The sequence below is a fragment of the Halomonas shantousis genome, assembly GCF_054654615.1.
In genome coordinates this window covers 1,608,359-1,633,543 of the sequence record NZ_BAAIER010000002.1, presented here as the reverse complement: position 1 = coordinate 1,633,543, position 25,185 = coordinate 1,608,359, and the positions used below count along the sequence as shown (strand labels likewise).

Here is a 25,185-nt window from a genome sequence, read left to right as displayed (position 1 = left end):
GCCCCAAGGCAGTGCGGGCATGACACGCCATGCCAATACCCGCGGCATGCTTTCATTGAAGAGGTTTACGCCGGAGGCGCCATCTAGACGATAGTCCGATATGCCCGTTCCCCACTAGCGTTCGCATGACACACGCCTTACCTTAACGTAAAGGTATGCCAGCCATCGACACGTAACGACGCGCCTGGCATGAAATCCGCGCCTTCACGAGAGGCGCGTCTCTCCTCCGCCGCATCCAGGAAGAGGATCATGACAACAACAATGTCACTCGATACGTCAGCTATTCACGTCCACGCCCCCACCTTCATGAATGGGGAAGACATCCACGTTCCCGTCTTTACGCTGCTCAAGCAGGACGGCACGCTGCACGAGGGCGGCGTATCGCCTTCGCTCGACCGGGAAAAGGCGCTGCGCATCTATCGCGCCATGCTGTTCACCCGTGTACTCGACGAACGCATGATGGCGGCGCAACGCCAGGGGCGCCTGAGCTTCTACATGCAGTGCACCGGCGAGGAAGCTTCGGTGATCGGCGCCACCGCCGCCCTCGACGACGCCGACATGATCATGGCGCAGTATCGCGAACAGGGCGCGCTGGCCTATCGCGGCTTCACCACTGACGAATTCATGAACCAGCTTTTCGGCAATGCCCTGGATTACGGTCAGGGGCGCCAGATGCCGGTGCACTACGGCTCGCGTGAACTGCATTACATGACGATCTCCTCGCCGCTGGCCACGCAGATTCCTCAGGCCGCAGGCTACGCCTACGGCCAGAAGCTCGATGGCGACGGACACTGCACCCTCACGCTGTTCGGCGAGGGGGCCGCCTCGGAAGGCGACTTCCATGCCGCGCTCAACATGGCCTCGGTGCTCAAGGTGCCGGTGATCTTCCTATGCCGCAACAACGGCTATGCCATCTCCACTCCGGCGGTGGAGCAGTTCGCCGGCGACGGCATCGCCCCGCGCGCCTTCGGCTATGGCATGCAGACGATTCGCGTCGATGGCAACGATATTCTCGCCGTCTACGAGGCCACGCGGGCGGCACGCCAGCTGGCGGTGGAACAGCATCAACCGGTGCTGATCGAAGCGATGACCTATCGCCTTGCCGCGCACTCCTCTTCGGACGATCCGTCCGGCTACCGCAGCAAGAAGGAGGAGGAAGCCTGGCGCGAAAAGGACCCGCTCATGCGCATGAAACGTTGGCTGATCGATCTCGGGTGGTGGAGCGAAGAGGAGGAAAAGCCCCTGCAGGACAACCTGCGTCGCGAGGTGCTCGATACCATGAAGCGTGCCGAGAAACGTCCCCCGCCCGAGCTCGACACGCTGGTCACCGACGTGTTCGACGAGGTCACGCCACAGCTCGCCGAACAATTGGCCAGCCTCAAGGCGCATATCCGCAAGTATCCCGAGGCATATCCCCGCAGCGCCCACCAGTCAGACGCCAAGCCGACAAAACGCGAGGGAGGTGAGGCGCATGACTAGCATGAACATGCTGCAGGCAATCAACAACGCGCTGGATATCGCCATGGCCAGCGACGCGCGGATGGTCTGTTTCGGTGAGGACGTAGGCATCTTCGGTGGCGTATTCCGCGCCACCAGCCATCTGCAGGAGAAGTACGGCCGGCAGCGCTGCTTCAACACACCGCTGGTGGAACAGGGCATCATCGGCTTCGCCAATGGCCTGGCGGCCCAGGGTGCGACGGCGGTGGCCGAGATCCAGTTCGCCGATTACATCTTTCCGGCCTTCGACCAGATCGTCAACGAGTCGGCCAAGTTCCGCTACCGCTCCGGCAACCTGTTCAATGTCGGCGGGCTGACGATCCGTACCCCCTACGGAGGCGGCATCTCCGGCGGGCTCTATCATTCCCAATCCCCCGAGGCTTACTTTGCCCACACGCCGGGATTGAAGATCGTGGTGCCGCGCAATCCCCATCAGGCCAAGGGCCTGCTGCTCGCCGCGATCCGCGATCGCAACCCGGTGCTGTTCTTCGAACCCAAACGACTGTATCGCGCCTCGGTGGGCGACGTTCCCGACGAGGACTACGAACTGCCGCTGGGTCAGGCCGACGTCATCAAGCAAGGCACCGACATTACCCTGCTCGCCTGGGGCGCGCAGATGGAGCCGTTGAAGGACGCCGCCGAGAAAGCCGAGCAGTCCGGCATCTCCTGCGAGCTGATCGATCTACGCACCATCGCACCGTGGGACGTGGCCACAGTCTGCGACTCGGTGCTCAAGACCGGCCGGCTGGTGATCTCCCACGAGGCACCGCTGACTGGTGGCTTCGCCGCCGAGATCGCAGCCACCGTCCAGGAACGCTGCTTCCTCTATCTGGAGTCGCCCATCGCGCGGGTCACCGGGCTGGACACGCCGTTCCCCCTCGCGCTGGAGAAAGAGTACCTGCCCGATCACCTCAAGATCTTCGAGGCGATCCAACGCAGCATCGACTTCTAGAGGAATGGTGTAATGAGTGAATTTATCCTACCCGACATCGGCGAAGGCATCGTCGAATGCGAACTGGTCAAATGGCTGATTCAGGAAGGCGATCTTATCGAGGAGGATCAGCCTGTAGTGGAAGTGATGACCGACAAGGCGCTGGTGGAGATTACCGCGCCGCACCAGGGGCGCATCACCCAGCTCTACTATCAGGAAGGCGAGACGGCACGGGTGCATACACCGCTGTTTGCCTTCACCCCGCAGGACGCCTCGGCCGACACATCAAGCCACGACACGCCTCGCGCCGACAGGCCCGAGCCCGGCGAGACGCCGGCGGCACGCGACGAGACGACGCTCGACGCCGAAGTGCCGGGACGCCCGCCGGCCAGCGCGTCGCCTGACGCCGATACGCCGACGTCAGACTCCGTGCCGAGCTCCGATGCCGACACTGGCGAGGCTACCGAGGATTTCCTGCTGCCCGACATCGGCGAAGGCATCGTCGAATGCGAGGTGGTGACTTGGCATGTGGCCGAGGGCGAGCCTTTTGAAGAGGACCAGCCGGTCGTCGACGTGATGACCGACAAGGCACTGGTGGAGATCACCGCACCCAAGGCGGGACGGATGACCCGGCATCATTGCCAGGCGCAGCAGCACGCCCGGGTGCATGCCCCGCTGTTCGCCTTCGTGCCGCGCGACCGGGAAGCTTCTCCCGCGCCGGGCGCATCGGCAGCGCCATCGAGCCCCGAGCAGGTCAACATCGAGCCGAACGCTGCCGCCGACTCCGTCCACACCACGCCGTCCACGCCTTCGGCCCGTCGGCGTATCCCGGCCAGCCCGGCGGTGCGGCGGCTGGTACGCGAGCATGGTTTGCGCCTCGAGGACATTCCCGGCTCCGGCAAGCATGGACGCGTGTTGAAGGAGGACGTGCTGGCCTTTCGAAAGGCGCCTGCCCCGGCTGCCACCGCCTCCGAGCGGGTCCCGCCGACACCGGCCACGCCACCAGAGGATGGCGTCAAGGTCGAAGCGCTACGCGGCGTGCGGGCGGTAATGGCCAAGCGCATGGCGGCAGCCGCTGCGGCGATTCCGCATTTCGCCTATGGCGACGAGATCGACGTTACCGAGCTGCTGACACTGCGTGAGACACTCAAGCCTCAGGCCGAGGCGCAGGGCACCCGGCTGACATTGATGCCGTTGATCATGAAAGCCATGGCGCTGGCGATTCAGGCCTACCCGATTCTCAATAGCCGCTTCGAGTCACACGCCAGCGAAATCCATTATCAGCCGCACTGCAACATCGGCATGGCAGTAGATAGCCGTGCGGGATTGATGGTACCCAACATCAAGCGGGTGGAAACCCTGAGCCTGCTGGAGATTGCCGCCGAGGTCGAGCGCCTGACCCAGGCCGCTCGCGAAGGCCGCGTCGAACAGAAGGATCTTCAGGATGGCACTATCAGCATCTCCAACATCGGCGCGCTGGGCGGTACCTATGCCGCGCCGATCATCAATCCACCGGAAGTGGCGATCGTCGCGCTGGGCAAGATCCAGCGGCTGCCACGTTTCAGTGATGACGGAGCGGTAGTGGCGCGCTCGATCATGACCATCACCTGGTCCGGCGACCATCGCATCCTCGACGGCGGCAGCATGGCGCGTTTCTGCAACCTGTGGAAGAGCTATCTGCAGGCGCCGCAGACGATGCTGCTCGAAATGCGCTGACGCTACGGGTGGGGACGTGTTTTCAATGACACACGATGGCCTGCAACAGTTCTATATTCCCGAAGAGCAGTCGGTCTATCTGCTCAGCCATACCGATGCCCGAAAGCTCAAGGAGTGGGTGGCGTTATGCAAGGCCCAGCTCGTTCAACTGGGCTATCGGGACATCGAGCTGATCGGCAAAGGCGCCTACGGTTTCGTATTCGCCGGCGTCACCGCTCACCAGGCTCATTATGTGTTCAAGTTCACGCGCCTCACCCTGCCCCAGCAGTTTCACGAGCGCCTCGAGGAGGAGGCGTTCATGCTCGAGCAGGTCGACCACCCCCAGGTACCCAAGCTGATCGCCTACCAGCAGGTGCGCCGCCAGTCGATCCTGGTCATGGAGCGCGCTCCCGGCATCAATCTCGAGGAGTATTCGCTGCGTCACGGCCGCCTTCCGCCGCGCCTGGTCATCAGGATCGCCGCGCAGCTGGCAGATATCCTGCGCAGTCTGCGCCAAGGTGCGGGCCCCTCCGGCAAGCCCATCGTGCATGGCGACATCAAGCCCTCCAACCTGGTCTTCGATCCGCGCACCGAGCGGATCGCGCTGATTGACTGGGGCTCGTCGGTGTTCGCTCAGCTCGACACCAATCTGCAGTTTCTCGCCAATAACGTGATGGAACTGATGTCGGACAATCTGCAGCAGACCAACGCCCGCCTGGGCGACGTCTACTTCATCGGCGAGGAGCAGTTGAATGGCGGGCTCTCCTCGCCGCGCTTCGACGAGCAGGGCGCTGCGGCCACGCTATACGCGCTGGCCTCGGCGCAGTCCTGCCGTTTCGGCCATCGCGCCATCCCGGCGGTGTCGCTGGGGCTACCGCGGGAGTTCGCCCGTCTGCTCGACGCCCTGCTCGATGCCGACCCGGCGGCAAGAGCGCACGCCGGCGACTATTTCCTGGCTCACATGCCGCGTATCGCGCGCACCGTGATGCTCGACTTGCCCATGCCCCCCGAAGCGCCGATGGTACCGGTCTGGGTACGGCCCAGTCGGCGCGAGATCGATACCGTGGTCTACAGCTCGCGCAAGTCGTTCCTGCGTGAGGAGAATCGCGAGGATGTGCTCGCTGAAGTCAACGACGTCCAGCTGGATCGCTATTACCGAAACTTCATGCAGGGCATGGGCGAGACCGAGAAGGCGTTTCTCGCCGCCGTCAGCCGCCTGGGCAAGTATCCCGTGGTCGGCGGTCTGGCGGTGCGCTGGGAAAAGGAAGGCGTCTACATCGACACGACGCTCAATCTGCATGATGCCGGCCGCAAAAGTGCCTTCGTCGCCGCGGTCAACAATATGGTCCAGTTGGCCCGCGCCATCTATCGTCAGGGCATCTTCAAGGCCTGCCTGTTCAATGCCCGCGACACCTTGCATATCGATCGCGCAGCGCCCGACGAACCCTTCCTCGTCGAGCCGCAGATGGAACTTCCTTACGAGGTCAGCGCCGCCCCGGATCTGGAAGATCCCAGCCGCGTACACTCCTATTTCGAGGATGGTCCGGATCCGGAGGAGTACCTGGCGCTGCCGCAGGCAATCATGGATACGCTGATCGAACTCAACGCCATTCATCACACCGGTATGATCATCTTCGAGGCCCTGCCCACCCATCTCAAGATCCACAGCTATTACCGTCTCCTCGACCCGGCGCGGGAAGAGGAATTTCGCTCGTATCTGGATACGCTGCTCGCCGCGGTACCGCAGATCAACGGCCTGGGCATCTCGGGCTTCATGAAAATGCCCTACAAGGACACCAAATTCTTCACCCATGTCGACCGTCTGCCGGAACACTATTATCCACGCAACCCGCGCAGCGTCCATTCACCCCACGCAGCGTGGTAACACAAGGGTAAACGGCCGATGCAGGACGGTTTATCAGAAGTGTTCGGCATGGGGCATGGAAAAAACTCCTCGATAGCGCATGCTGGGCATGTTAACCCCGAGATGAGGCACATTCATGAGTGAGCTTTCCACCCGCCATCAGGCACTGGGCTTCATCGCCTGGCTGGCGATCTGTTTCGTTGTAGCGGCGATCGGCGCCGTGGCCTCCGTCGACGCCGCCGCGTTCTATGCAAGGCTCGACCAACCCGGCTGGGCACCTCCGGCGGCGGCCTTCGGACCGATATGGACCACGCTGTATGTCCTGATGGCAATCGCTGCCTGGTGGATATGGCGGATCGGCGGCTTTCGTGCCGCACCCGAAGCGCTGACGCTGTTCCTGATCCAGCTGGCTATCAATGCCCTATGGAGCTGGCTGTTCTTCGTCTGGCATCTCGGCGCGCTCTCCTTCGCCTGTATCGTCGTGCTATGGGCCGTGATCGTCATCAATGTGGTCGCCTTCTGGCGGCTTCGCCGCCTCGCCGGCTTGCTGATGCTGCCCTATCTGCTGTGGGTCGGCGTCGCCATGGCACTGACCTATTCGGTATGGCACGCCAACCCGCAGTTACTCGGCTGAGAATATCCACCGCCGCCCCGATTCGCCCGCCGATACAGCGAACCTGGCGGCAGGAAGACGCCTCTTCGCCCTTCCAGGCCGCCCGGGTAACGGGCGGCACGATCCCAGCCTTAGAACGACGCTTCAGGCACCGCAGCCAGCCGATGCATGCTCTGCGGGGCGCCAGATGCATGGCGCTGTTCTTCGGCGATCCGAAACCACTCCACCTCTTTCACCAGACGCTCGGCCTGCTCACCCAGCGAGGCGGTAGCGCCCGCGGCCTGCTGCACCAGCGTGGCGTTCTGCTGGGTAACCTGATCCATCTGCCCCACCGCCTGGCTGACCTGCTCGATGCCGGCGCTCTGTTCCCGGGAGGCGGAGGAGATCTCCTGCATCAGATCGGTCATCCGCGCCACGGCAGTGACCACGCCGCGAATGGTATCGCCGGTACGGTCGACCAATGTCGCCCCGCTGCCGATCTGCTGGTTGGAAGCTGCGATCAGCGTGCGGATCTCGCGGGAGGCCTCGGCACTGCGACTGGCCAGCGAGCGCACTTCGCTGGCTACCACCGCGAAACCGCGACCCTGTTCTCCTGCACGGGCCGCCTCGACCGAGGCATTCAGCGCCAGGATGTTGGTCTGGAAGGCGATGGAATCGATGACCTCGATGATATCGGTGACCCGGCGCGAGCTGTCGGTGATGCCGCGCATGGTGGTGACGACTTCGTCCATCATTTCACCGCCACGACGTGCCGTGCTGCTGGCCTCGTCGGCGATGACGCTGGCCTGCTGGGCGTTATCGGCGTTCTGGCGTACCGTCTGGGTCAGCTCTTCCATGCTCGAGGCCGTTTCCTCGATGGAGGCCGCCTGCTGCTCGGTGCGCGCCGACAGGTCCTGGTTGCCGGTAGTCATCTCCCCGACCCCGACGTGGATCCAGTCCGTGGCCTGGCGAATGTTGACCATGGATGAAGCCAGGCGGATGCGCATGCCCTCGATGGTCGCCAGCAGGCTGGTGGTATCGCCGGATTTCAGCGTCAGGGATTGGGTCAGGTCGCCCTCGGCGATACGCTTGACCACCTCCTGAGCATGGTGCGGATCGCCACCCAGGCTGTTCAGCACATCGCGGATGATCCACCCCATGATCAGCGTGACGGTTGCCCCGATGACGAGAAGCAGCGCCCCGAGCTTGATCAGACTGTTCCAGAACGCGGCATTGATATCATCCAGGTAAACGCCGGCCGCCAGGTTCCAGTTCCAGGACGGGACCCGCTGCACATAGCTGAGCTTGGCTGTCTGACCGCCGCCAGCCTGGGCCCGCTCGGACATGTAATAGACAAAGCCCCCTTCCTGGGGATTGTTGTCGGCGGTCGCCTTGAGTTCGCGATAAAGATATTTGCCGTCATCGTCCTGATAACCGCTCATGTCGTCACCGGTTTCACGTCGCGGATGGGCGACGATTCGAATATCGCTGTCGAAGGCAAAGATATAGCCTCCTTCGCCGAAGCTAAGACTCGCCAGCCTGCCGATGGCTCGGGACTTGGCCTCCTCCACACTCATCTCGCCGCGTTCGGCACGCGCCACATAATCATTGACCAGATCGCGGGCACTGCCCACGAACTTGCTCAAGCTGGCAACACGCTCATCGAGCAGACCCGCACGCTTGTCGAAGGCGGTCCACCCGACCAGCACCAGCATGCCCACCCACATCAGAGCCAGAATGGCCCACAGCTTTCTTCGCGTAGTCCAATGCCGCATGGTAATTCCCTGTCGAAAGTTTCATAAAGGTTCTTGGTAATTGGTGTCACTGGACTTGTAATTATCGACATCATGGATATCGGCGAGCCTTCTCCCAGCTTGAGTCTGCTGATTCTTCATGCCTTGTCGGCCAGCGTTAATTTCCTGCCAACAAGCCTCAATTTCTTGCCACTCTGCAGCCTTGTTTATATTGACCAGACAATAAAAATAACTTTTATGCTAATTATCATCCCACTACGAGTTTTTTATTGGCGCGACAAAAAATTCCGGACAGCCCCCATCGCCCAAGTAAGTATTTACTATCCAAAAAACCTTTAATTAAATTAAAACTCGACTCCCTAGTGCCGATATGAAATGCGGGATACAAAAATATTTGTATAAATCTGTTATAATAAAGCGAACCGAGAAATGAAAAACCTATCAGTCAAATGGAGCCTGACCCTGGCGCTGGCCGTGCTAGTGGCGATGATCGGTGCAATTAGCGCGCTAGGATTTTATTCCAATAACATCAGCGCAAAAGCCATCGATGAACTTTCGCAAGTCAATGTCACGCAGTCCAACATGCTCAATCGGGCACAAGTCAATCTGTTGCGTGCGCGACAGATGATGGATCAATATGCCATGTTGAGCCGCCAGGCCAACTATGACGGCGCGAGAGAAATGCGCCAGCGCGCCGAAGAAGCACTTGAAAGGGCCCGGCAGCGCTTTGCCGCGTTCAAGAGCGTTCCTTCGCGCCAGGACAGTCAACACGGCACATATATTGATGCGGTCACGTCAGCCTACGGGGCGCTTGTCTCGGATACGCTGGTTCCGCTATTGGAGGAAGCCGACCCGGACGACATTCAGCGCCAGAAAGCGTCCCTCGATACGCTTTTCATGAGTTTCGATGACGCAGTCAGGAGCTTTATTCATTTTGTCGAGGAGCGTGGTGAGACGCTCGTTGCCGAAGATTCCGAATCGAGTCTCTTGGTGGAAATTATTGCCGTTACCCTGCTCGTACTGGCGCTAATGGCAGCGCTGATCGTACGCGCAGGAATGATGCGCGCCGTGGTCAGGCCGCTCAAGGAAATCATGGAACACTTCGACCGCATCGCCCAGGGCGACCTGACGGCCCGGATCGAGGACCGAGGCGGCAATGAGATCGGCAGGCTCTTCAGCGCGCTAAAGGATATGCAGGAAAAGCTGCGTCACCTCGTGCTGTCATTGCGTCAGAATAGCGAGAGCGTTTTCACCGGTGCCGGCGAAATCGCGACGGGAAGCCAGGACCTTTCCTCACGCACCGAAGAACAGGCATCCGCCCTGCAGGAAACCGCCTCCAGCATGGAGCAGATGGCCTCCACCGTACGCCAGAATACCGAGTCGGCAACGCAGGCCGACCGACTCTCCACCAGCGCATCCCGGACAGCCGAAGCCGGCGGGCAGGAAGTTCAGCAGACCGTGCAACTGATGCGGGAAATCGCCGACAGCTCACGCAAGATACAGGACATTGTTGAAGTCATTGACTCCATCGCCTTCCAGACCAACATCCTGGCCCTGAATGCCTCGGTCGAGGCGGCCCGTGCAGGAGAACAGGGTCGCGGTTTCGCGGTGGTAGCCAGCGAAGTGCGCTCACTGGCCAGCCGTAGCGCCACTTCCGCCAAGGAGATTCGTGCCATGATCGACGACACGACATCGCGAATCGTCAGTGGAGCCGAGCAGGCAGAGCGTAGCGGACAGACCATCGATGAGACGGTCAGCTCCATCCGCCAGGTCTCCGCCCTGATGACCGAAGTGTCATCGGCGACACAAGAGCAGAACAGCGGCATCGAACAGATCAACGTGGCCCTCACCCAGATGGATTCCGTCACCCAGCAGAACGCGTCTCTTGTCGAGCAGACGAGCGCCGCCGCCGCGTCTCTGGAAGAGCAGGCCAAACAACTGGCCGAGCTTATTGCCACATTCCGTCTGGATAGCCAGGCCGCCGCCACCCGGCAACCCGTGCCCACCCGGCAGTCTGCGGCCGCGGGAAAGGCCTCGGCACAAACGTCCCCCTCCCCCGCCTTGCCGGCCACTCCGGAAAAAGCGCCGACAAGCCCGCGGCCCAAAGCCCTCGTCGAAGACTGGAGCGAATTCTAACTCGGTAGCAGCCATAAGCGTGGCCTGGCCACGCTTATGGCTACGAGCAGGACTTCGTTGCGGAAGATAGCACTTTCCCATTAGCCAAGAGGACTAGACTTCTAGTGAAACGACAAGAACGCTTACGGGGGACGCCGCTTTATGTTTTACCGATTTCTGTCGCCTCTCATCCTCGCGCTGGGCCTGACAATGGAGGGAGGAGGCACGCAAGCGGATCCCGCGATGCCGGAGCAGATGCCCTCGATGGGCAAGGAGGTGCCTCAGATTCTGATTCTCGCGTCGTACCATGACGGCGATGCCTGGACGGATAGTCTGGTACGCAACCTGCGCTACTACCTCGAATCGGCGAATCAGAACGTGCGTGTCCGCGTACACTATCTCGAAGCACGCGATCAGCCAGCCAGTGACTATCTCGCAGACGACGCCTTGCATGACAGCGCCAACCGCCTCAGACCTTATGATCGCCTGGTGCTGCTGGATGATGCAGCGCTGGCGTTCTACCTGCGGCACTCTTCAACCTTTTCCGGCCCACCGCCGATCGCCATTGGCATCAACAGTTCGAAGCTGGCCGAGCTGGCTCGAGTCCGTGGCGTGCCGTTGGCCCTGACTTCGGAGGCCATGACCCAGAGCGCGATTCTCGCTCGCCAAGTCACCGGCAAACATGATCTGCTTCTGCTGCATTCCGCCACCGATGCGGGTTTCCGACTCGGGAGACAGGCGCTCGATCAGATTCCCCAGGCCGGGTTCGAACGCGTAATCGCCAGAACGTGGCAGTCCGTCTATACAGACACTCGCGACTATTCCAGTTACGCCATTCTGGCGCTGGACGCGCCACTGCGCTTGGCCCGGCGCTCTCCGGCCCCCGCCCTGGCTGCCCATTTTCAGGAAAAGTTCAGCGCCTTCTTCTGCCACGCCGGTTACCTGCTCGACTACGGCTGCGATGGGGGAGCGTTCGTCAATGTCGCCAGTCTGTCGCACCTTGTCGCCCGTCACCTGCTGAGCCGTGACGTAGCGGCCCCGACGATCGAGGTACCGCTGGAACTGAATCTTAGCCATGCCCTGCTCGACCAGGTGCCGCGCGGGCTAGACGTCAGGGTATTCGATGCCCCCGACGCTGAACGGCTCCCGCTCTGGGGACGGATGCTGATCGCCGGGATGACCGCGTTGTTGTTTCTGGTGGCACTGATTGCCTGGTGGCGCCTGCACTCGCAGCAGCGCCAGGTTCATCTGGCCACCCGGCAATCGGAGCACGATACGCTGACCGGCCTGTATAATCGTCGCAAGATGACCGCACTATTGGCGGAGATGACATCACGCCGAGAGCCCTTCGGCCTGCTGTATCTGGATCTGGACGGTTTCAAGGAGATCAACGACACCTTCGGCCATGCTCACGGTGACCGCCTGTTGCAGTGCTTTGCCCGGTTACTGGGGACCATTGCGGGGCCCGAGGCGGCCTATGGGCGCATGGATAGCGACGAGTTCCTCATCCTAAGCGATCGGCTACAGTGCCCGTTGCCCTTGGCCGAACGTATCGTCGAAGCCCTGCAGGATCCCTTCATCATCGAGGGCCATCACCACACTCTGCATTGCACGGTGGGTATCGCACTGTTCCCGCAGCATGCACGACACCCCGCCGGCCTGCTGAAACGCGCCGATGCGGCCATGTCCGCCGCCAAGCGCGACCCCGACACGCCCATCGTGCTGTTCACTTCACGTCTGCTCGACGACCAGTCGCGCCATTTCGCCTACTCACGGGAGCTGGAGCGCACCCTGGATGAACAGGACAGCGCGCTGGAACTTTACATCCAGCCGATCCACTCGTTGAAGCGTGACACGACCGTTGGCGGAGAGGTGCTGCTGCGCTGGCATCATCCTGAAAGAGGCGATATCAGCCCTGGCCTCTTCATTCCGATTGCTGAAGCCAGCGATCTGATCCTCAAGCTCAACGAGTGGGTCGTCGAACGGACCTTCCAGCGCATGGCCGCCGAACAGCTCTACCGACACATCGATTTCCTGTCGATCAACATCTCCGCCAAGCAGCTCTATGCCCGCTGCTTTGCCGGCTACGTCATCGCCCTGGCCGAACGCTATGCCATTCCCACCCGCTCGGTGTCCTTCGAGATGACCGAACACGTCAGACTTCTCGACATGGCGTCGGTACAGGAGCAGATCGCCGAGTTGCGTGAGGCGGGCTTCGGCGTCGCATTGGACGACTTCGGCGCGGGCTACACATCGATCAGTTTCCTGCAGGACATTCCCTTCTCCAGCGTGAAGATCGACCGTTCACTCACCGCAGGTCTCTGTGGTCATAATGCCGATGCCAGCCGTCACCTGATGCAGGGACTGCTGTATCTCGGTGAGCAGCTCTCGCAACGGGTCGTGGTCGAAGGCGTGGAGACCCAAGGCCAGAGCGATCTGTTGCACTCGATGGGCGTCGATCACGTACAGGGATTTCACTACTACCGCCCCATGCCATGGGTCGACTTCAGCCGCCACATCGGCACTTCCCACCGACCGTTGCCTCTCAGGGAAGAGTGAAGAGTGATCGATCCACTGGAAGCGGGCCTACACCAGGCCTTGTCCGAGAAATCTCGGCACTCACCCCGTGAAGCGCCGATACAGGGCGCCCGTCATGGTGGATCGGACTCGACCAGAAATACTCTTCTCTCCTTGCGGGCAGGCATTGCCCTTGCAGGCCAAGCTAATGTAAAGCTGTCCCATATGCCACGACACGGCATGGTCCCCATCGAACGGGTTTCACGACAAGCGAGGCGCTATGAGTGACTCATTGCATGGCCGCTACCCCAAGGAGCTTCCTCTATGTGCGGACGTGGAGGGGTTCGATTTACTGGCCGAACTGGCGCTCGACCTGCGTTCGTCGTGGAATCACGCCACCGACCGTGTCTGGCGACAGCTCGATCCCGTGCTCTGGGAGCTGACCCATAATCCCTGGGTCGTCCTGCAGACGGTATCGCGAGAGCGGCTCGAGCAAGCGATGCGGGAGCCAGCCTTTCGCGCCGAACTCGAGGTCCGGATACAGGAGACCCGCGAGGCGGAGAGCGCCTCGACATGGTTCCAGCAGAGCCATCCCCAGAGTGCATTGAAATGCGTGGCGTACTTCTGCATGGAATTCATGCTCAGCGAGACCCTGCCCATCTACTCCGGCGGGCTGGGCAACGTCGCCGGCGACCAGCTCAAGGCGGCGAGCGATCTCGGCGTCCCGGTGATCGGCGTGGGGCTGCTCTACCAGCAGGGTTACTTCCGGCAGGTGATCGACCAGGATGGCACTCAGCGGGCGCTGTATCCGTACAACGATCCGGGGCAACTGCCGATCGCGCCGCTGCGCCAGGCCAATGGCGAGTGGCTACGCCTGGAAGTCGCGCTTCCCGGCTATTCCATCTGGCTGCGGACCTGGCAGGTACAGGTCGGCAGGACACGGCTCTACCTGCTCGACAGCAACGACGCGGCGAATTTTCCGGCTCATCGCGGTATCACCAGCGAACTGTACGGGGGCGGCCCGGAGTTGCGTCTTCAGCAGGAACTTTTACTCGGCATCGGCGGCTGGCGCCTGCTCGAGGCGCTCGGTATCGAGCCGGAGGTCTGTCACCTCAACGAAGGTCACGCCGCCTTCGCCGTGCTGGAGCGCGCCTCGTGTTTCATGCAGCGCACCGCCCAGCCCTTCGACGTGGCTCTGGCCACGACCCGGGCGGGCAATCTCTTTACCACCCATACGGCAGTCGCCGCAGGATTCGATCGCTTCTCCCCGGCGCTCATCGAGCAATATCTGAGCGCCTATGCCGAGCAGCGTCTCGGCATTTCGCTGCATGACCTGCTGGCCCTGGGCCGTCGCGACCCGCACGATACCTCGGAGCCCTTCAACATGGCCTATCTGGCGATCCATGGCAGCGGTGCGGTCAATGGCGTCAGCCAGCTGCACGCGCGGGTCAGCCGTCACCTCTTCGCCCCGCTGTTTCCACGCTGGCCGGTCGAGGAAGTTCCCGTCGGTCACGTGACCAACGGCGTGCACATGCCGAGCTGGGACTCGGCGCCCGCCGACGAACTGTGGACGGAGGTCTGCGGCCAGGACCGCTGGCGGGGCACGGCGGAGCATCTGGGCGACGCGATCCGCCAGGTTGCGGATGCCCGGCTCTGGCAATTCCGCCTGTCGGGCAGCACCCAGCTCGTCGCATACGCCCGCGAACGTCTATCAAGGCAGCGGGCCGCCTCCGGGGCCTCGCCAGCGGAGGTCGCGGAGGCGAAACACTTGTTCGATCCGGAGATACTGACCCTGGGCTTTGCCCGCCGCTTCGCGACCTACAAGCGCCCCAACCTGCTGCTGCACGACCCGGAGCGGCTATTGCGGCTGCTGAACCACCCCGAGCGCCCCATTCAGTTGATCATCGCGGGCAAGGCGCATCCGGCCGATCTCGCCGGCCAGGCCATGATCCAGGAGTGGATAGGTTTCATCCGCCGGCCCGAGGCGCGCTCGCGCGTGATCTTTCTCAGCGATTACGACATGTCGCTGTCGGAACATCTGGTGCAGGGCGTCGATGTCTGGCTCAACACGCCACGCCGCCCCTGGGAGGCCAGCGGTACCAGCGGCATGAAGGTGCTGGTCAACGGCGGTCTCAACCTCTCGGAACTGGACGGCTGGTGGGCGGAAGCCTACACCGCCGAGGTCGGCTGGGCGCTGGGCGACGGCCAGGAACATGACGACGATCCCGCCTGGGACGCGGCCGAGGCCGAGGCCCTCTACGACCTGCTCGAACGGGAAGTCGCCCCCGCCTTCTACGCTCGCGATGCCTCGGGCATTCCCACTGGCTGGGTGTCGCGAATGCGCGAGAGCATGGCCCGCCTCACGCCGCGCTTCTCCACCAACCGCACGCTGCGCGAATATGCCGAGCGCTACTATCTGCCGGCTGCCGCTGCCTTCCGCCAGCGGTCCGCGCGCTGCCATGAAGCCGCCATCAGTGGCCAGGCCGTGCGCTGGCAGCATCCGCAGGCCCAGACATGGCCCGACCTCCATTTTGGCGAGATGCGGGTGACCAGCGATGCCCAGCAGCATGGCTTCGAGATCGAGGTCTACCTCGACGGCCTCGATCCGGACAGGGTCCGGGTCGAGCTCTATGCCAATGCCATCGAAGGAGCCGCCGTGGAACGCGTGCCCATGCAGCGCCAGCACCGCCTGGAACATGCCGCCAACGGCTACGTCTATCGCGCCTCGCTGGCGTCACTGCGTCCCGCCACGGACTACACGGCCAGGGTGATCGCGCAGCATGACCCGATGGCCGTGCCCCTGGAAGACGCCCATATTCTCTGGCAACGCTGAGCCGGGTTCCCACGCCATGGACATGCAGTGCGCGCTTCCCGAAAGCCTCGACATTCGTCGCGGCATTCCACTCCCCCAAGGCGCCCACCCCCTCGGGGGCGGAGTCAACTTTTCCCTGTTCAGCCGTCATGCCGAGCGTGTCCGTCTGGAGCTGTTCGCCGATCCTCATGACGCCGTGCCGATCCACGGCATCGATCTCGATCCCGTCCGGCATCGCACCGGTGACTTGTGGCACGTGTGGATCAAGGGCGTCCGCCCCGGCCAGCTCTATGCCTATCGCCTGACGGGTCCCTATTGCCCGGAACAGGGCCATCGCTTCAATACCCACAAGCTGCTGCTCGACCCCTACGCCCGCGCGCTCACCCAGTTGGCGCATTGGGATTTCGCGCCGGCACGCGGATACGATCCGCTGGCGCCGGAACCGGACCGCGCACCGTCCACGCTGGACAGCGCCGGCGCCATGCCCAAGTGCATCTTCATCCGGGATGCGTTCGACTGGCAGGACGACCTCCCGCCCCGGCGTCCCTGGTCGCAAACCGTCATCTACGAACTGCACGTCCGCGGCTTCACCCGACACGCCAGCAGCGGCGTCGCCCATCCCGGTACCTATCGCGGCCTGGTAGAGAAGATTCCCTACCTGCAGGCCCTCGGCGTCACGGCGGTGGAACTGCTGCCCGTCCACGAGTTCAACGAATGCCAGTTGCCCGAGATCGAGCCGCACACCGGCCGTCCATTCGAAGTGCACAACTACTGGGGCTACAACTCGGTCGCCTTTCTGGCGCCCAAGGCGTCATACAGCAGCGCCGGTGGACAGGGGCAGCAGGTGGCGGAATTCAAGGAGATGGTCCGAGCCTTTCACCGCGCCGGCATCGAGGTGATCCTGGACGTGGTGTTCAACCACACCGCCGAGGGCGACGAGTGCGGCCCGACCCTGAGCTTTCGCGGCCTCGACAACGCCATCTACTACATGCTCGACGACGACCGCCGTCACTATCGGGACTATGCCGGGACCGGCAATACCTTCAACGCCGGCCATCCCGTCGTGCGGGAGTTCATCCTGGACGCATTGCGCTACTGGGTGACGGAGATGCACGTCGACGGCTTCCGGTTCGATCTAGCCTCGATCCTCGGCCGCGATGCCAGTGGCAGGCTGCTGGCCAACGCGCCGCTTCCCGCCCAGATCGCCGAAGATCCGGTGCTGCGTGACGTCAAGCTCATCGCCGAAGCCTGGGACATCGCCGGCGCCTACGAGGTCGGCAGCTTCTCGCAACCGCGCTGGTCGGAATGGAACGACCGTTACCGGGATGACGTGCGGCGCTTCTGGCGCGGCGATGCGGGTATGCTCGGGGCGTTCGCCAGCCGCCTTTGCGGCAGCGCCGATCTCTACGCCCGCTCGGGCAAGAGCCCCGCCAACAGCGTCAACTTCGTCACCTGTCACGACGGGTTCACGCTCAATGACCTAGTGAGCTATGCCGTCAAGCACAACGACGCCAACGGTCAGGACAACCACGACGGCACCGACGACAACCATAGCGCTAACTACGGCACGGAGGGCGAGACCACGGATGCCGTGATCGACGCCATCCGGGAGCGACAGATCAAGAATTTCCTGCTGACCCTGCTGGTATCCCGCGGGGTTCCGATGCTGCTGGGCGGCGACGAGTGCCGACGCACCCAGCATGGCAACAACAACGCCTATGGCCAGGACAACGAGACGAGCTGGCATGATTGGCGGCTGCTGGAGCGTCATGGCGATCTCCACCGGTTCGTGCGCCAACTGATCGCCTTTCGTCATGCCCACCCCGTCCTCGGCGAGACACGCTTCTATGGCGACGACGAGGTTCGCTGGCTCGCCCCCCATGGCGGCCCTCCCGCCTGGGATGCACCGCAGGCCCGCCAGCTCGCCTGGTGGATCCGGGATGCCGCGTGCCCGTTGCTGCTGCTGTTCAACGCTGGCGTGGACAGCGTCGAGTTTCGCCTGCCCGAGGCGCCGCCCGGCCGGCAATGGCATCTGGCCGTGGATACCGCGCACGAGTCGCGGCTGACATCATGCGCGATGCCGGACGAGCCCGTACCGCACCGGGACCCGACCTATCGACTCGGGCTGCGCGCCAGCGCCATCCTCGTTGCGGCGCCGGCCCCCGCATCCGCTTGATTCATGCCGGTGTCATGGCGTCACGCGAATGCCGACGCCGCCGAGGCCAGCGCTTCGCGGGCGTCACGAACCATGCGCTCGAGCAGCTCGGCGCAACTGGGCACGTCGTCGATCAGTCCGATGACCTGTCCGGCGCTGATGATACCGCTGTCCACCTCGCCGGACGCGAAAGCCGCCTGGCCGCGCTTTCCCGCCACCAGTGCCCGAATGTCCTCGAACTCGCAGCCACCGGGGCGCCGTTCGATGCTGACCACCTCTTCGGAAACGGCATTCTTCAGCACCCGGGACGTATTGCGCAGCGTGCGGAAGATCAGCTTCGTATCCTTTTCCGTGGCCCGGACCAGGGCCTGCTTGACGTTGTCGTGGATCGGCGCCTCCCGGGTCGCGCAGAAGCGCGTGCCCATGTTGATGCCCTCTGCCCCCAACGCCATGGCCGCCGCCATGCCGCGTCCGTCGCCGATGCCGCCCGAGGCGATGACCGGAATCCGCAGGGCACGGGCCGCCAGGGGAATCAGGATCAATCCGGGCACGTCCTCTTCCCCCGGGTGGCCGGCGCACTCGAAGCCGTCGATCGACACGGCATCGACGCCGCTGCGCTCGGCGGCCAGGGCATGGCGCACCTGGGTGCACTTGTGCACGATCTTGACGTCATGGGCCTTGAAACGCTGGATGAATTCCTTCGGATTGTTGCCCGCCGTCTCGACGATCTTGATGCCCGACTCGACGATGGCATCGACGTACTCGGCGTAAGGGGGCGGGTTGACGGCGGGCAGGATGGTCAGGTTCACCCCGAACGGCTTGTCGGTCATCTCTCGGGTACGCGCGATTTCCCGGCTCAACGCCTCCGGCGTGGGCTGGGTCAGCGCCGTCAGAATGCCGAGCCCGCCGGCATTGGAGACGGCCGAAGCCAACTCGGCCAGCCCTACCCATTGCATGCCGCCCTGAACGATCGGGTAGCGAATTCCCAGCAGTTCCGTGATACGTGTCTTCATCGAGTGCCCGCTCTCTCTGGTTGGTGTCCTTTTCCCGCTCCTCGTTCCTGGCGACTCATGCGCGCTGTCGGCGGCAGGACAAAGGCCGGAAAGCGACAGCTAACCCTTTCCTTGCACGGCAATGCAATGTGCCTTTCGCTGCATGGCCGGCTCTTCTCAGCCACTGCAGCAGCCACATGAGGCACGACGGTACCGAGACTCGGCAGCAGTCATCATCCGACTTGTACTGTTGATCCATGACAACATACATTCAGCAGTGCAGGTTAATCTGAGCGCTCAGGCCAGAGCGTATCGTCTTCACTGCCTACCGGAGCCGGACACACATGATGCAGCCCAACCGCAAGATGCTGACAAGAATCGTGATCGTCGTGGGGTTGCTGGCCATCGTCGGCTTCATCGCCTGGTCAACGCTACGCCCGGACGCGCTTGACGCGTCGATCGCCAGCGGCAACGGGCGCATCGAGGCCACGGAGCTGGACGTGGCGACCAAGCTGAGCGGTCGTGTGGCGGAGATTCTGGTCGACGAAGGCGATTTCGTGGCTCCCGGCGAGCTGTTGGCCCGCATGGACACGCGCGCCCTCGAAGCGCAATTGCGCCAGGCCCAGGCCGAGCTGCAACGCATGCGCAACGCCCTGCAGACCGCCCATGCCATGGTGGCCCAGAACGAAAGCAACAAGGCGGCGGACGAAGCCGTCGTGCACCAGCGCCAGGCAGAGTTGACGGCGGCGCGCAAGCGCTACGAGCGTTCCCATGCCCTGCTCCAGCGCAGTGCCATTTCCCGGCAGCAGGTCGACGATGACCTGGCGGCCATGCAGAGCAAGGAAGCGGCGCTGGCGGCGGCCAAGGCCCAGGTCTCGGCCGCCCAGGCCGCCATCGTCGCGTCACGTTCCCAGGTCGTCGAGGCGCAATCCGCCATCGACGCCGCCGAAGCCAGCGTGGCGAAGACCCAGGCGGATCTGGAAGACAGCCAGTTGCGTGCCGACCGTCTGGCCCGAGTGCAGTATCGCGTGGCGGAACCCGGCGAAGTGCTGGCTCCAGGGGGTAACGTGCTCAATCTGATCGACCTGACCGATGTCTACATGACGTTTTTTCTGCCCACCTCGCAGGCCGGTCGCGTGGCATTGGGCGACGAGGTGCACCTGATTCTGGATGCTGCCCCGGAATACGTGATTCCCGCCCGCGTCAGTTTCGTCGCCAGCGCCGCTCAGTTCACCCCCAAGACGGTGGAAACCGCCAGCGAGCGGGAAAAGCTCATGTTTCGGATCCGGGCACGCATCGATCCGCAACTGCTGAAGGAGCACCTTGAGCAGGTCAAGACCGGCCTGCCCGGCATGGCCTATCTCAAGCTCGACTCCGAAGCCGAGTGGCCCGAGGCTCTGCGCGTGAACGTTGCGTCATGACCGGGGACATCGTCGCACGACTGAACGCTGTCGGCCTGCAGTACGCCAGGACCATGGCCCTGGCCGACGTGACTCTCGACATTCCGGCGCGGCAGATGGTCGGACTGATCGGCCCCGATGGCGTCGGCAAGTCGAGCCTGCTGTCACTGATTGCCGGTGCCCGGCGCCTCCAGCAAGGGCGTATCGAAGTCCTCGGTGGCGACATGGCCGATAGCGAGCATCGCCGCCTCGCGGGACCGCGCATCGCCTACATGCCCCAGGGGCTCGGCAAGAATCTCTACCCGACCCTGACGGTGCGTGAGAATCTCGAATTCTTCGGGCGGCTGTTCGGTCAGGATCACGGCGAGCGTGAACGTCGCATCGCCGACCTCACTCGCAGTACCGGCCTGAGCGAGTTCACCGAGCGCCCTGCCGGCAAGCTCTCCGGCGGCATGAAACAGAAGCTGGGGTTGTGTTGCGCGCTGATTCACGACCCCGATCTGCTGATCCTCGACGAACCGACGACCGGGGTCGACCCGCTATCCCGCAGTCAGTTCTGGGAACTGATCGCCAGCATCCGCCGGCAACGTCCCCACATGAGCGTTCTGGTGGCCACGGCCTACATGGACGAGGCCCAGCGCTTCGACTGGCTGATAGCCATGAACGACGGCCGAATACTCGACACCGGCACGCCCCAAGGTTTGCTCGAGCGGACCCGCTGCACGACGCTGGAAGACGCTTTCATCCAACTGCTGCCCGAGGAAAAACGCCGCGGACATCAGGCGTTGGACATTCCGCCACGGCGAGCCAACGACCAGGTCGCCATAGAAGCCCACGGTCTGACCAAGCGGTTCGGGGATTTCACCGCCGTGGATCACGTCGATTTCCGCATCGAGAAAGGGGAGATCTTCGGTTTCCTCGGTTCCAACGGTTGCGGCAAGTCGACCACCATGAAGATGCTGACCGGTCTTTTGCCGTTCGAGGAAGGCAAGGCCCGGCTGTTCGGCCAACCGGTCGATCCGCAGAACATCGAGACCCGACGGCGGGTCGGCTACATGTCGCAGGGCTTCTCGCTGTACAGCGAACTCAGTGTAGGGCAGAACCTCGATCTGCATGCCCGACTGTTCCATCTTTCCGATACCGACTATCGCCGGCGCCGCGCGGAGCTGCTGACCCGCTTCGACCTGGAGGGCGTCGTCGACCAGTTGCCCGGCCGCCTGCCGTTGGGGGTTCGTCAGCGCCTGTCACTGGCGGTTGCGATACTCCACCGCCCGGAAATCCTGATTCTCGATGAACCCACGTCAGGGGTCGATCCGGTCGCCCGTGACAACTTCTGGGCCCAGTTGGCAACGATGTCACGCGAGGATGGTGTCACCATCTTCATCTCGACCCATTTCATGAACGAGGCCATGCGCTGCGATCGCATCTCACTGATGCATGCCGGCCGGGTACTCGCCAGCGATACGCCGCAGGCATTGATGGAAAGTCGCGGTAGCGCCACGCTGGAACAGGCCTTCATCGCCTATCTGCGCGAGGCCAGCCAATCCCCCGAGGAACCGGCCGACAGCGCACCGGCAGGCTCCCCTTCCATCGTCACGGCAACGGCCGCTGCCGCCCCGCCGCCACGCTTCAGCTGGCGCCGACTGTTCAGCTATACCCGGCGCGAGAGCATGGAACTACGCCGGGACCCGGTGCGTGCCACGCTGGCCCTGGCCGGGACACTGCTGCTCATGTTCATCATCGGTTACGGCATTACGCTGGACGTGGAAGATCTCTCCTTTGCCGTACTCGATCGTGACCAGACCACGACCAGTCAGCATTACAGTCTCAACCTGTCCGGTTCACGCTATTTCAGCGAGAAGGCGCCGCTGCAGAGCTACGCGGAGCTCGACGAACGCCTGCGCAACGGCGATATCAGTCTGGCCGTGGAAATCCCGCCCGATTTCGGACGCGACCTCAAGCGCGGTGACTCGCCGCAGGTGTCCTATTGGATCGACGGTGCCATGCCCACTCGCGCCAGCACGATTCGCGGTTATGTGCAGGGCATTCATGCCGGCTATGTGCAGGAACTGGCGCGTGACAGCGGCATGTCCGGCAGTGGCCAGGTCGACATTGCCCTTCGCTATCGCTACAACCCGGACGTGCGAAGCCTGCCGGCGATGGTGCCCGCCGTCATTCCGCTCTTGCTCATGATGATTCCTGCCATGCTGACGGCGCTCGGGGTCGTACGGGAAAAGGAACTGGGGTCGATCACCAATTTCTACGTCACGCCGGTGACGCGCCTGGAGTTCCTGATCGGCAAGCAGCTGCCCTACGTGGCGCTGGGACTGGTCAATTTCGGACTGCTGGTGCTGCTGTCGGTACTGGTATTCGACGTGCCGATCAAGGGTAGCCCGATCACGCTGACCCTGGGCGCCCTGCTGTACGTGATGTGCGCCACCGGGCTGGGCTTCCTTGTCTCGTCGCTTTTCAACAGCCAGATCGCGGCCATCTTCGGAACCGCCATCGGCACCCTGGTACCGGCGATCCAGTTCTCGGGCATGATCCATCCCGTTTCGTCACTGGAAGGCGTTTCAGCCGTGATCGGCCAGCTCTACCCAACCAGCCATTTTCTGGTCATCAGCCGCGGCATCTTTTCCAAGGCCCTCGGCCTGACCGAACTCTATCCTTACTTCCTGGCCCTGCTGGCGACCATCCCGGTGCTCAGCCTGTTGAGCCTCGCCGGTCTCAGGAAGCAGGAAACATGATGCATACGCTCTCCAATATCTTCCAGCTTGGCCTCAAGGAACTGCGCACGCTTCTGCGCGACCCCGCCATGCTGCTGCTGATCGTCTACGCCTTCAGCCTTAGCATCTACTCGAGCGCCACCGCGATGCCTGAAACCCTGCACCGGGCCACGATCGCCATCGTCGACGAGGATCGCTCACCCGCGTCGCAACGTCTCGTCGACGCCTTTCAGGAGCCCTATTTTCTGCCGCCGGTGATGACTGGGCATGCCGACATGGACGAAGGCATGGATGAGGGGCGCTACACCTTCACGCTGAACGTTCCTCCGGACTTTCAGCGCGACCTGCTCGACGGCCATACTGTCACGATCCAGCTCAACGTCGATGCGACCCAGATCAGCCAGGCGTTCACCGGGGCCGGCTACATCCAGGAGATCATCAACGACGAGATCGCCACCTTCCTGGCAGGCCACGATCCCGATTCCGTCACGCCCGTCCAAGCGGTGGTACGTGTGGCCTACAACCCGAACCTGAATCAGGCCTGGTTCGGGGCGGTGAACGAGGTCATCAACCAGATCACCATGCTGTCGATCATCCTCACCGGCGCGGCACTGATCCGCGAGCGCGAGCACGGCACCATCGAGCATCTGCTGGTGATGCCGGTGACTCCCTTCGAGATCATGATGGCCAAGGTCTGGTCGATGGGTCTGGTGGTCCTGCTCGCCTCTGCCTTCGCCTTGCGCGTGGTCGTGGCAACCTGGCTGCAGGTTCCGATTGCCGGCTCGGTCGCCCTGTTTCTGTTCGGCGCCACGTTGCATCTGTTCGCCACGACCTCCATGGGCATCTTCTTCGGTACCGTGGCCCGCTCCATGCCGCAGCTCGGGCTGCTGATCATTCTCACGCTGATCCCGCTGGAGATGCTTTCCGGCGGCACGACGCCACGGGAAAGCATGCCGGAATTCATTCAGGACATCATGCTCGCCGCTCCGACCACGCACTTCGTGATGCTGGGACAGGGCATTCTGTTTCGCGGGGCGGGTCTGACCGTCGTCTGGCCACAACTCGTGACGCTCGCGGTCATCGGCACGATCTTCTTTGTCATGTCCCTGTCACGGTTGCGCAGGTCGTTGGACTGAAGGCTTTCAACGGGAGGATCTGATATCGGCCTCATCGAGCAGCGCCTGATAGTCATCGACGTGGCAGACCACGGCGTTGCAGCTCGCGCAGGTGACGTAGGCGCCATCCCTCACCTCGCTCGGGATAGCCAGCTCGTCACTCCCGCAGGAGCATTTAAGTGGTGAGTGTTCGCACAACATGATCCCGCCTCCGGCCGCCATACCGAAACATGACTACAGCTTAGGCATCTAACGGAATACGAGCCTACCCGAGCGCGCAAGTCATCAGACGCGGACAATGGACTCATCTGGCCTGTCGAGAACGGCCAGGACCCTTTATTCCCCGATCATTCCGCAGGAACGAAAAGGAGCGAGCGTCACAGAGGATGCGACGATGCCAAGAAGGCATGAGACGGGAAATCAGCAGGGGGACAAGCGGCGATTCGCATGATGCCGGGAGCAGGCATCAAGATAAGACATTGGCTCCCCGAGCAGGACTCGAACCTGCGACCCAATGATTAACAGTCATTTGCTCTACCAACTGAGCTATCGGGGAACGGCATAACGGATCAATTCGGCATTGGATGGCTCCCCGAGCAGGACTCGAACCTGCGACCCAATGATTAACAGTCATTTGCTCTACCAACTGAGCTATCGGGGAATGGCCGAATTGTGGTGTCAGGATAATCCGAGCATGACCTGCGCCATGTCCGATGTGGCTCCCCGAGCAGGACTCGAACCTGCGACCCAATGATTAACAGTCATTTGCTCTACCAACTGAGCTATCGGGGAACATCCGGAACACGCGGCGTAGTATACGTAACGAAAAAAATTCGTCAAGGGTTACGGCCGTTTACCTGATGGATCGGCGCGAACACGCCCCGTCCGTAAACGAAAAACGCCCACCGGACAAGCCGATGGGCGTTTCGTCGATTCTGGTGGCTACGCCCTGATTTGAACAGGGGACCCCATCATTATGAGTGATGTGCTCTAACCAGCTGAGCTACGTAGCCACTTGCA

15 protein-coding genes and 4 tRNA genes are annotated in these 25,185 nt (G+C 62.6%); 12 read left to right on the top strand and 7 right to left on the bottom strand.

The window, feature by feature from the left end:
- The first annotated feature begins 249 nt into the window (after positions 1 to 249).
- From ACYQ12_RS07960 to ACYQ12_RS07940, 5 genes are all read left to right on the top strand, one after another.
- Positions 250 to 1,479: a thiamine pyrophosphate-dependent dehydrogenase E1 component subunit alpha gene (locus ACYQ12_RS07960; protein WP_459869909.1), complete on the top strand. Its 1,230-nt coding sequence runs from the start codon at positions 250 to 252 to the stop codon at positions 1,477 to 1,479.
- Positions 1,472 to 2,449: an alpha-ketoacid dehydrogenase subunit beta gene (locus ACYQ12_RS07955; RefSeq protein ID WP_459869907.1), complete on the top strand. Its 978-nt coding sequence runs from the start codon at positions 1,472 to 1,474 to the stop codon at positions 2,447 to 2,449. Before ACYQ12_RS07960 ends, ACYQ12_RS07955 begins: the two co-directional genes overlap by 8 nt.
- A gap of 12 nt (positions 2,450 to 2,461) precedes the next feature.
- Positions 2,462 to 4,144 carry a dihydrolipoyllysine-residue acetyltransferase gene (locus ACYQ12_RS07950; RefSeq protein WP_459869904.1) on the top strand — a complete coding sequence of 561 codons (1,683 nt, stop codon included), beginning with the start codon at positions 2,462 to 2,464 and terminating at the stop codon, positions 4,142 to 4,144.
- A gap of 25 nt (positions 4,145 to 4,169) precedes the next feature.
- Complete coding sequence (locus ACYQ12_RS07945) at positions 4,170 to 6,008, top strand: protein kinase domain-containing protein (protein ID WP_459869901.1); 1,839 nt, start codon at positions 4,170 to 4,172, stop codon at positions 6,006 to 6,008.
- Between the two features lie 115 nt (positions 6,009 to 6,123).
- Positions 6,124 to 6,621, top strand: coding sequence for a TspO/MBR family protein (locus ACYQ12_RS07940; RefSeq protein ID WP_459869898.1), 498 nt, complete (start codon positions 6,124 to 6,126; stop codon positions 6,619 to 6,621).
- Between the two features lie 110 nt (positions 6,622 to 6,731).
- Here the strand turns inward: ACYQ12_RS07940 and ACYQ12_RS07935 are convergent, their stop codons facing one another.
- Positions 6,732 to 8,354 (bottom strand): methyl-accepting chemotaxis protein, encoded by a 1,623-nt coding sequence (locus ACYQ12_RS07935; protein ID WP_459869896.1) that lies wholly within the window; start codon positions 8,352 to 8,354, stop codon positions 6,732 to 6,734.
- Positions 8,355 to 8,762: 408 nt separating this feature from the next.
- On the opposite strand from ACYQ12_RS07935, the gene ACYQ12_RS07930 reads away from it, so the two are divergent.
- The 4 genes from ACYQ12_RS07930 (at position 8,763) to glgX (ending at position 17,953) form a co-directional block, all read left to right on the top strand.
- Positions 8,763 to 10,469 (top strand): methyl-accepting chemotaxis protein, encoded by a 1,707-nt coding sequence (locus ACYQ12_RS07930; protein WP_459869893.1) that lies wholly within the window; start codon positions 8,763 to 8,765, stop codon positions 10,467 to 10,469.
- 141 nt (positions 10,470 to 10,610) lie between these two features.
- Positions 10,611 to 13,007, top strand: a complete 2,397-nt coding sequence (locus tag ACYQ12_RS07925; RefSeq protein WP_459869891.1) for a putative bifunctional diguanylate cyclase/phosphodiesterase — start codon at positions 10,611 to 10,613, stop codon at positions 13,005 to 13,007.
- 238 nt (positions 13,008 to 13,245) lie between these two features.
- Positions 13,246 to 15,798 (top strand): alpha-glucan family phosphorylase, encoded by a 2,553-nt coding sequence (glgP, locus tag ACYQ12_RS07920; RefSeq protein WP_459869889.1) that lies wholly within the window; start codon positions 13,246 to 13,248, stop codon positions 15,796 to 15,798.
- A gap of 22 nt (positions 15,799 to 15,820) precedes the next feature.
- Positions 15,821 to 17,953 (top strand): glycogen debranching protein GlgX, encoded by a 2,133-nt coding sequence (gene glgX, locus ACYQ12_RS07915; RefSeq protein ID WP_459869886.1) that lies wholly within the window; start codon positions 15,821 to 15,823, stop codon positions 17,951 to 17,953.
- 20 nt (positions 17,954 to 17,973) lie between these two features.
- On the opposite strand, the gene ACYQ12_RS07910 is transcribed toward glgX, so the two are convergent.
- Positions 17,974 to 18,945, bottom strand: coding sequence for an NAD(P)H-dependent flavin oxidoreductase (locus tag ACYQ12_RS07910; protein WP_459869884.1), 972 nt, complete (start codon positions 18,943 to 18,945; stop codon positions 17,974 to 17,976).
- 323 nt (positions 18,946 to 19,268) lie between these two features.
- On the opposite strand from ACYQ12_RS07910, the gene ACYQ12_RS07905 reads away from it, so the two are divergent.
- From ACYQ12_RS07905 to ACYQ12_RS07895, 3 genes are read left to right on the top strand one after another with little or no spacing between them, the layout of a single operon-like run.
- Complete coding sequence (locus ACYQ12_RS07905) at positions 19,269 to 20,345, top strand: HlyD family secretion protein (RefSeq protein ID WP_459869881.1); 1,077 nt, start codon at positions 19,269 to 19,271, stop codon at positions 20,343 to 20,345.
- Positions 20,342 to 23,071, top strand: a complete 2,730-nt coding sequence (gene rbbA, locus ACYQ12_RS07900; RefSeq protein WP_459869878.1) for a ribosome-associated ATPase/putative transporter RbbA — start codon at positions 20,342 to 20,344, stop codon at positions 23,069 to 23,071. Before ACYQ12_RS07905 ends, rbbA begins: the two co-directional genes overlap by 4 nt.
- Positions 23,071 to 24,186 (top strand): ABC transporter permease, encoded by a 1,116-nt coding sequence (locus ACYQ12_RS07895; protein ID WP_459874482.1) that lies wholly within the window; start codon positions 23,071 to 23,073, stop codon positions 24,184 to 24,186. The genes rbbA and ACYQ12_RS07895 overlap by 1 nt, the downstream gene beginning before the upstream one ends.
- 6 nt (positions 24,187 to 24,192) lie before the next feature.
- On the opposite strand, the gene ACYQ12_RS07890 is transcribed toward ACYQ12_RS07895, so the two are convergent.
- From ACYQ12_RS07890 to ACYQ12_RS07870, 5 genes are all read right to left on the bottom strand, one after another.
- Positions 24,193 to 24,366: a hypothetical protein gene (locus ACYQ12_RS07890; RefSeq protein WP_459869876.1), complete on the bottom strand. Its 174-nt coding sequence runs from the start codon at positions 24,364 to 24,366 to the stop codon at positions 24,193 to 24,195.
- Positions 24,367 to 24,645: 279 nt separating this feature from the next.
- Positions 24,646 to 24,721, bottom strand: a tRNA-Asn gene (locus ACYQ12_RS07885).
- Between the two features lie 29 nt (positions 24,722 to 24,750).
- A tRNA-Asn gene (locus ACYQ12_RS07880) sits at positions 24,751 to 24,826 on the bottom strand.
- A 55-nt stretch (positions 24,827 to 24,881) separates the two neighbouring features.
- Positions 24,882 to 24,957: transfer RNA gene (locus ACYQ12_RS07875), tRNA-Asn, on the bottom strand.
- 144 nt (positions 24,958 to 25,101) lie between these two features.
- A tRNA-Met gene (locus tag ACYQ12_RS07870) sits at positions 25,102 to 25,178 on the bottom strand.
- Between the last annotated feature and the right edge of the window lie 7 nt (positions 25,179 to 25,185).

Coding starts and splice junctions, on each gene's coding strand:
- ACYQ12_RS07960 (WP_459869909.1), top strand. CDS start 250: ATGACAACAACAATGTCACTCGATACGTCAGCTATTCACGTCCACGCC.
- rbbA (WP_459869878.1), top strand. CDS start 20,342: ATGACCGGGGACATCGTCGCACGACTGAACGCTGTCGGCCTGCAGTAC.
- ACYQ12_RS07940 (WP_459869898.1), top strand. CDS start 6,124: ATGAGTGAGCTTTCCACCCGCCATCAGGCACTGGGCTTCATCGCCTGG.
- ACYQ12_RS07895 (WP_459874482.1), top strand. CDS start 23,071: ATGCATACGCTCTCCAATATCTTCCAGCTTGGCCTCAAGGAACTGCGC.
- ACYQ12_RS07950 (WP_459869904.1), top strand. CDS start 2,462: ATGAGTGAATTTATCCTACCCGACATCGGCGAAGGCATCGTCGAATGC.
- glgX (WP_459869886.1), top strand. CDS start 15,821: ATGCAGTGCGCGCTTCCCGAAAGCCTCGACATTCGTCGCGGCATTCCA.
- glgP (WP_459869889.1), top strand. CDS start 13,246: ATGAGTGACTCATTGCATGGCCGCTACCCCAAGGAGCTTCCTCTATGT.
- ACYQ12_RS07910 (WP_459869884.1), bottom strand. CDS start 18,945: ATGAAGACACGTATCACGGAACTGCTGGGAATTCGCTACCCGATCGTT.
- ACYQ12_RS07945 (WP_459869901.1), top strand. CDS start 4,170: ATGACACACGATGGCCTGCAACAGTTCTATATTCCCGAAGAGCAGTCG.
- ACYQ12_RS07955 (WP_459869907.1), top strand. CDS start 1,472: ATGACTAGCATGAACATGCTGCAGGCAATCAACAACGCGCTGGATATC.
- ACYQ12_RS07935 (WP_459869896.1), bottom strand. CDS start 8,354: ATGCGGCATTGGACTACGCGAAGAAAGCTGTGGGCCATTCTGGCTCTG.
- ACYQ12_RS07905 (WP_459869881.1), top strand. CDS start 19,269: ATGATGCAGCCCAACCGCAAGATGCTGACAAGAATCGTGATCGTCGTG.
- ACYQ12_RS07925 (WP_459869891.1), top strand. CDS start 10,611: ATGTTTTACCGATTTCTGTCGCCTCTCATCCTCGCGCTGGGCCTGACA.
- ACYQ12_RS07890 (WP_459869876.1), bottom strand. CDS start 24,366: ATGTTGTGCGAACACTCACCACTTAAATGCTCCTGCGGGAGTGACGAG.
- ACYQ12_RS07930 (WP_459869893.1), top strand. CDS start 8,763: ATGAAAAACCTATCAGTCAAATGGAGCCTGACCCTGGCGCTGGCCGTG.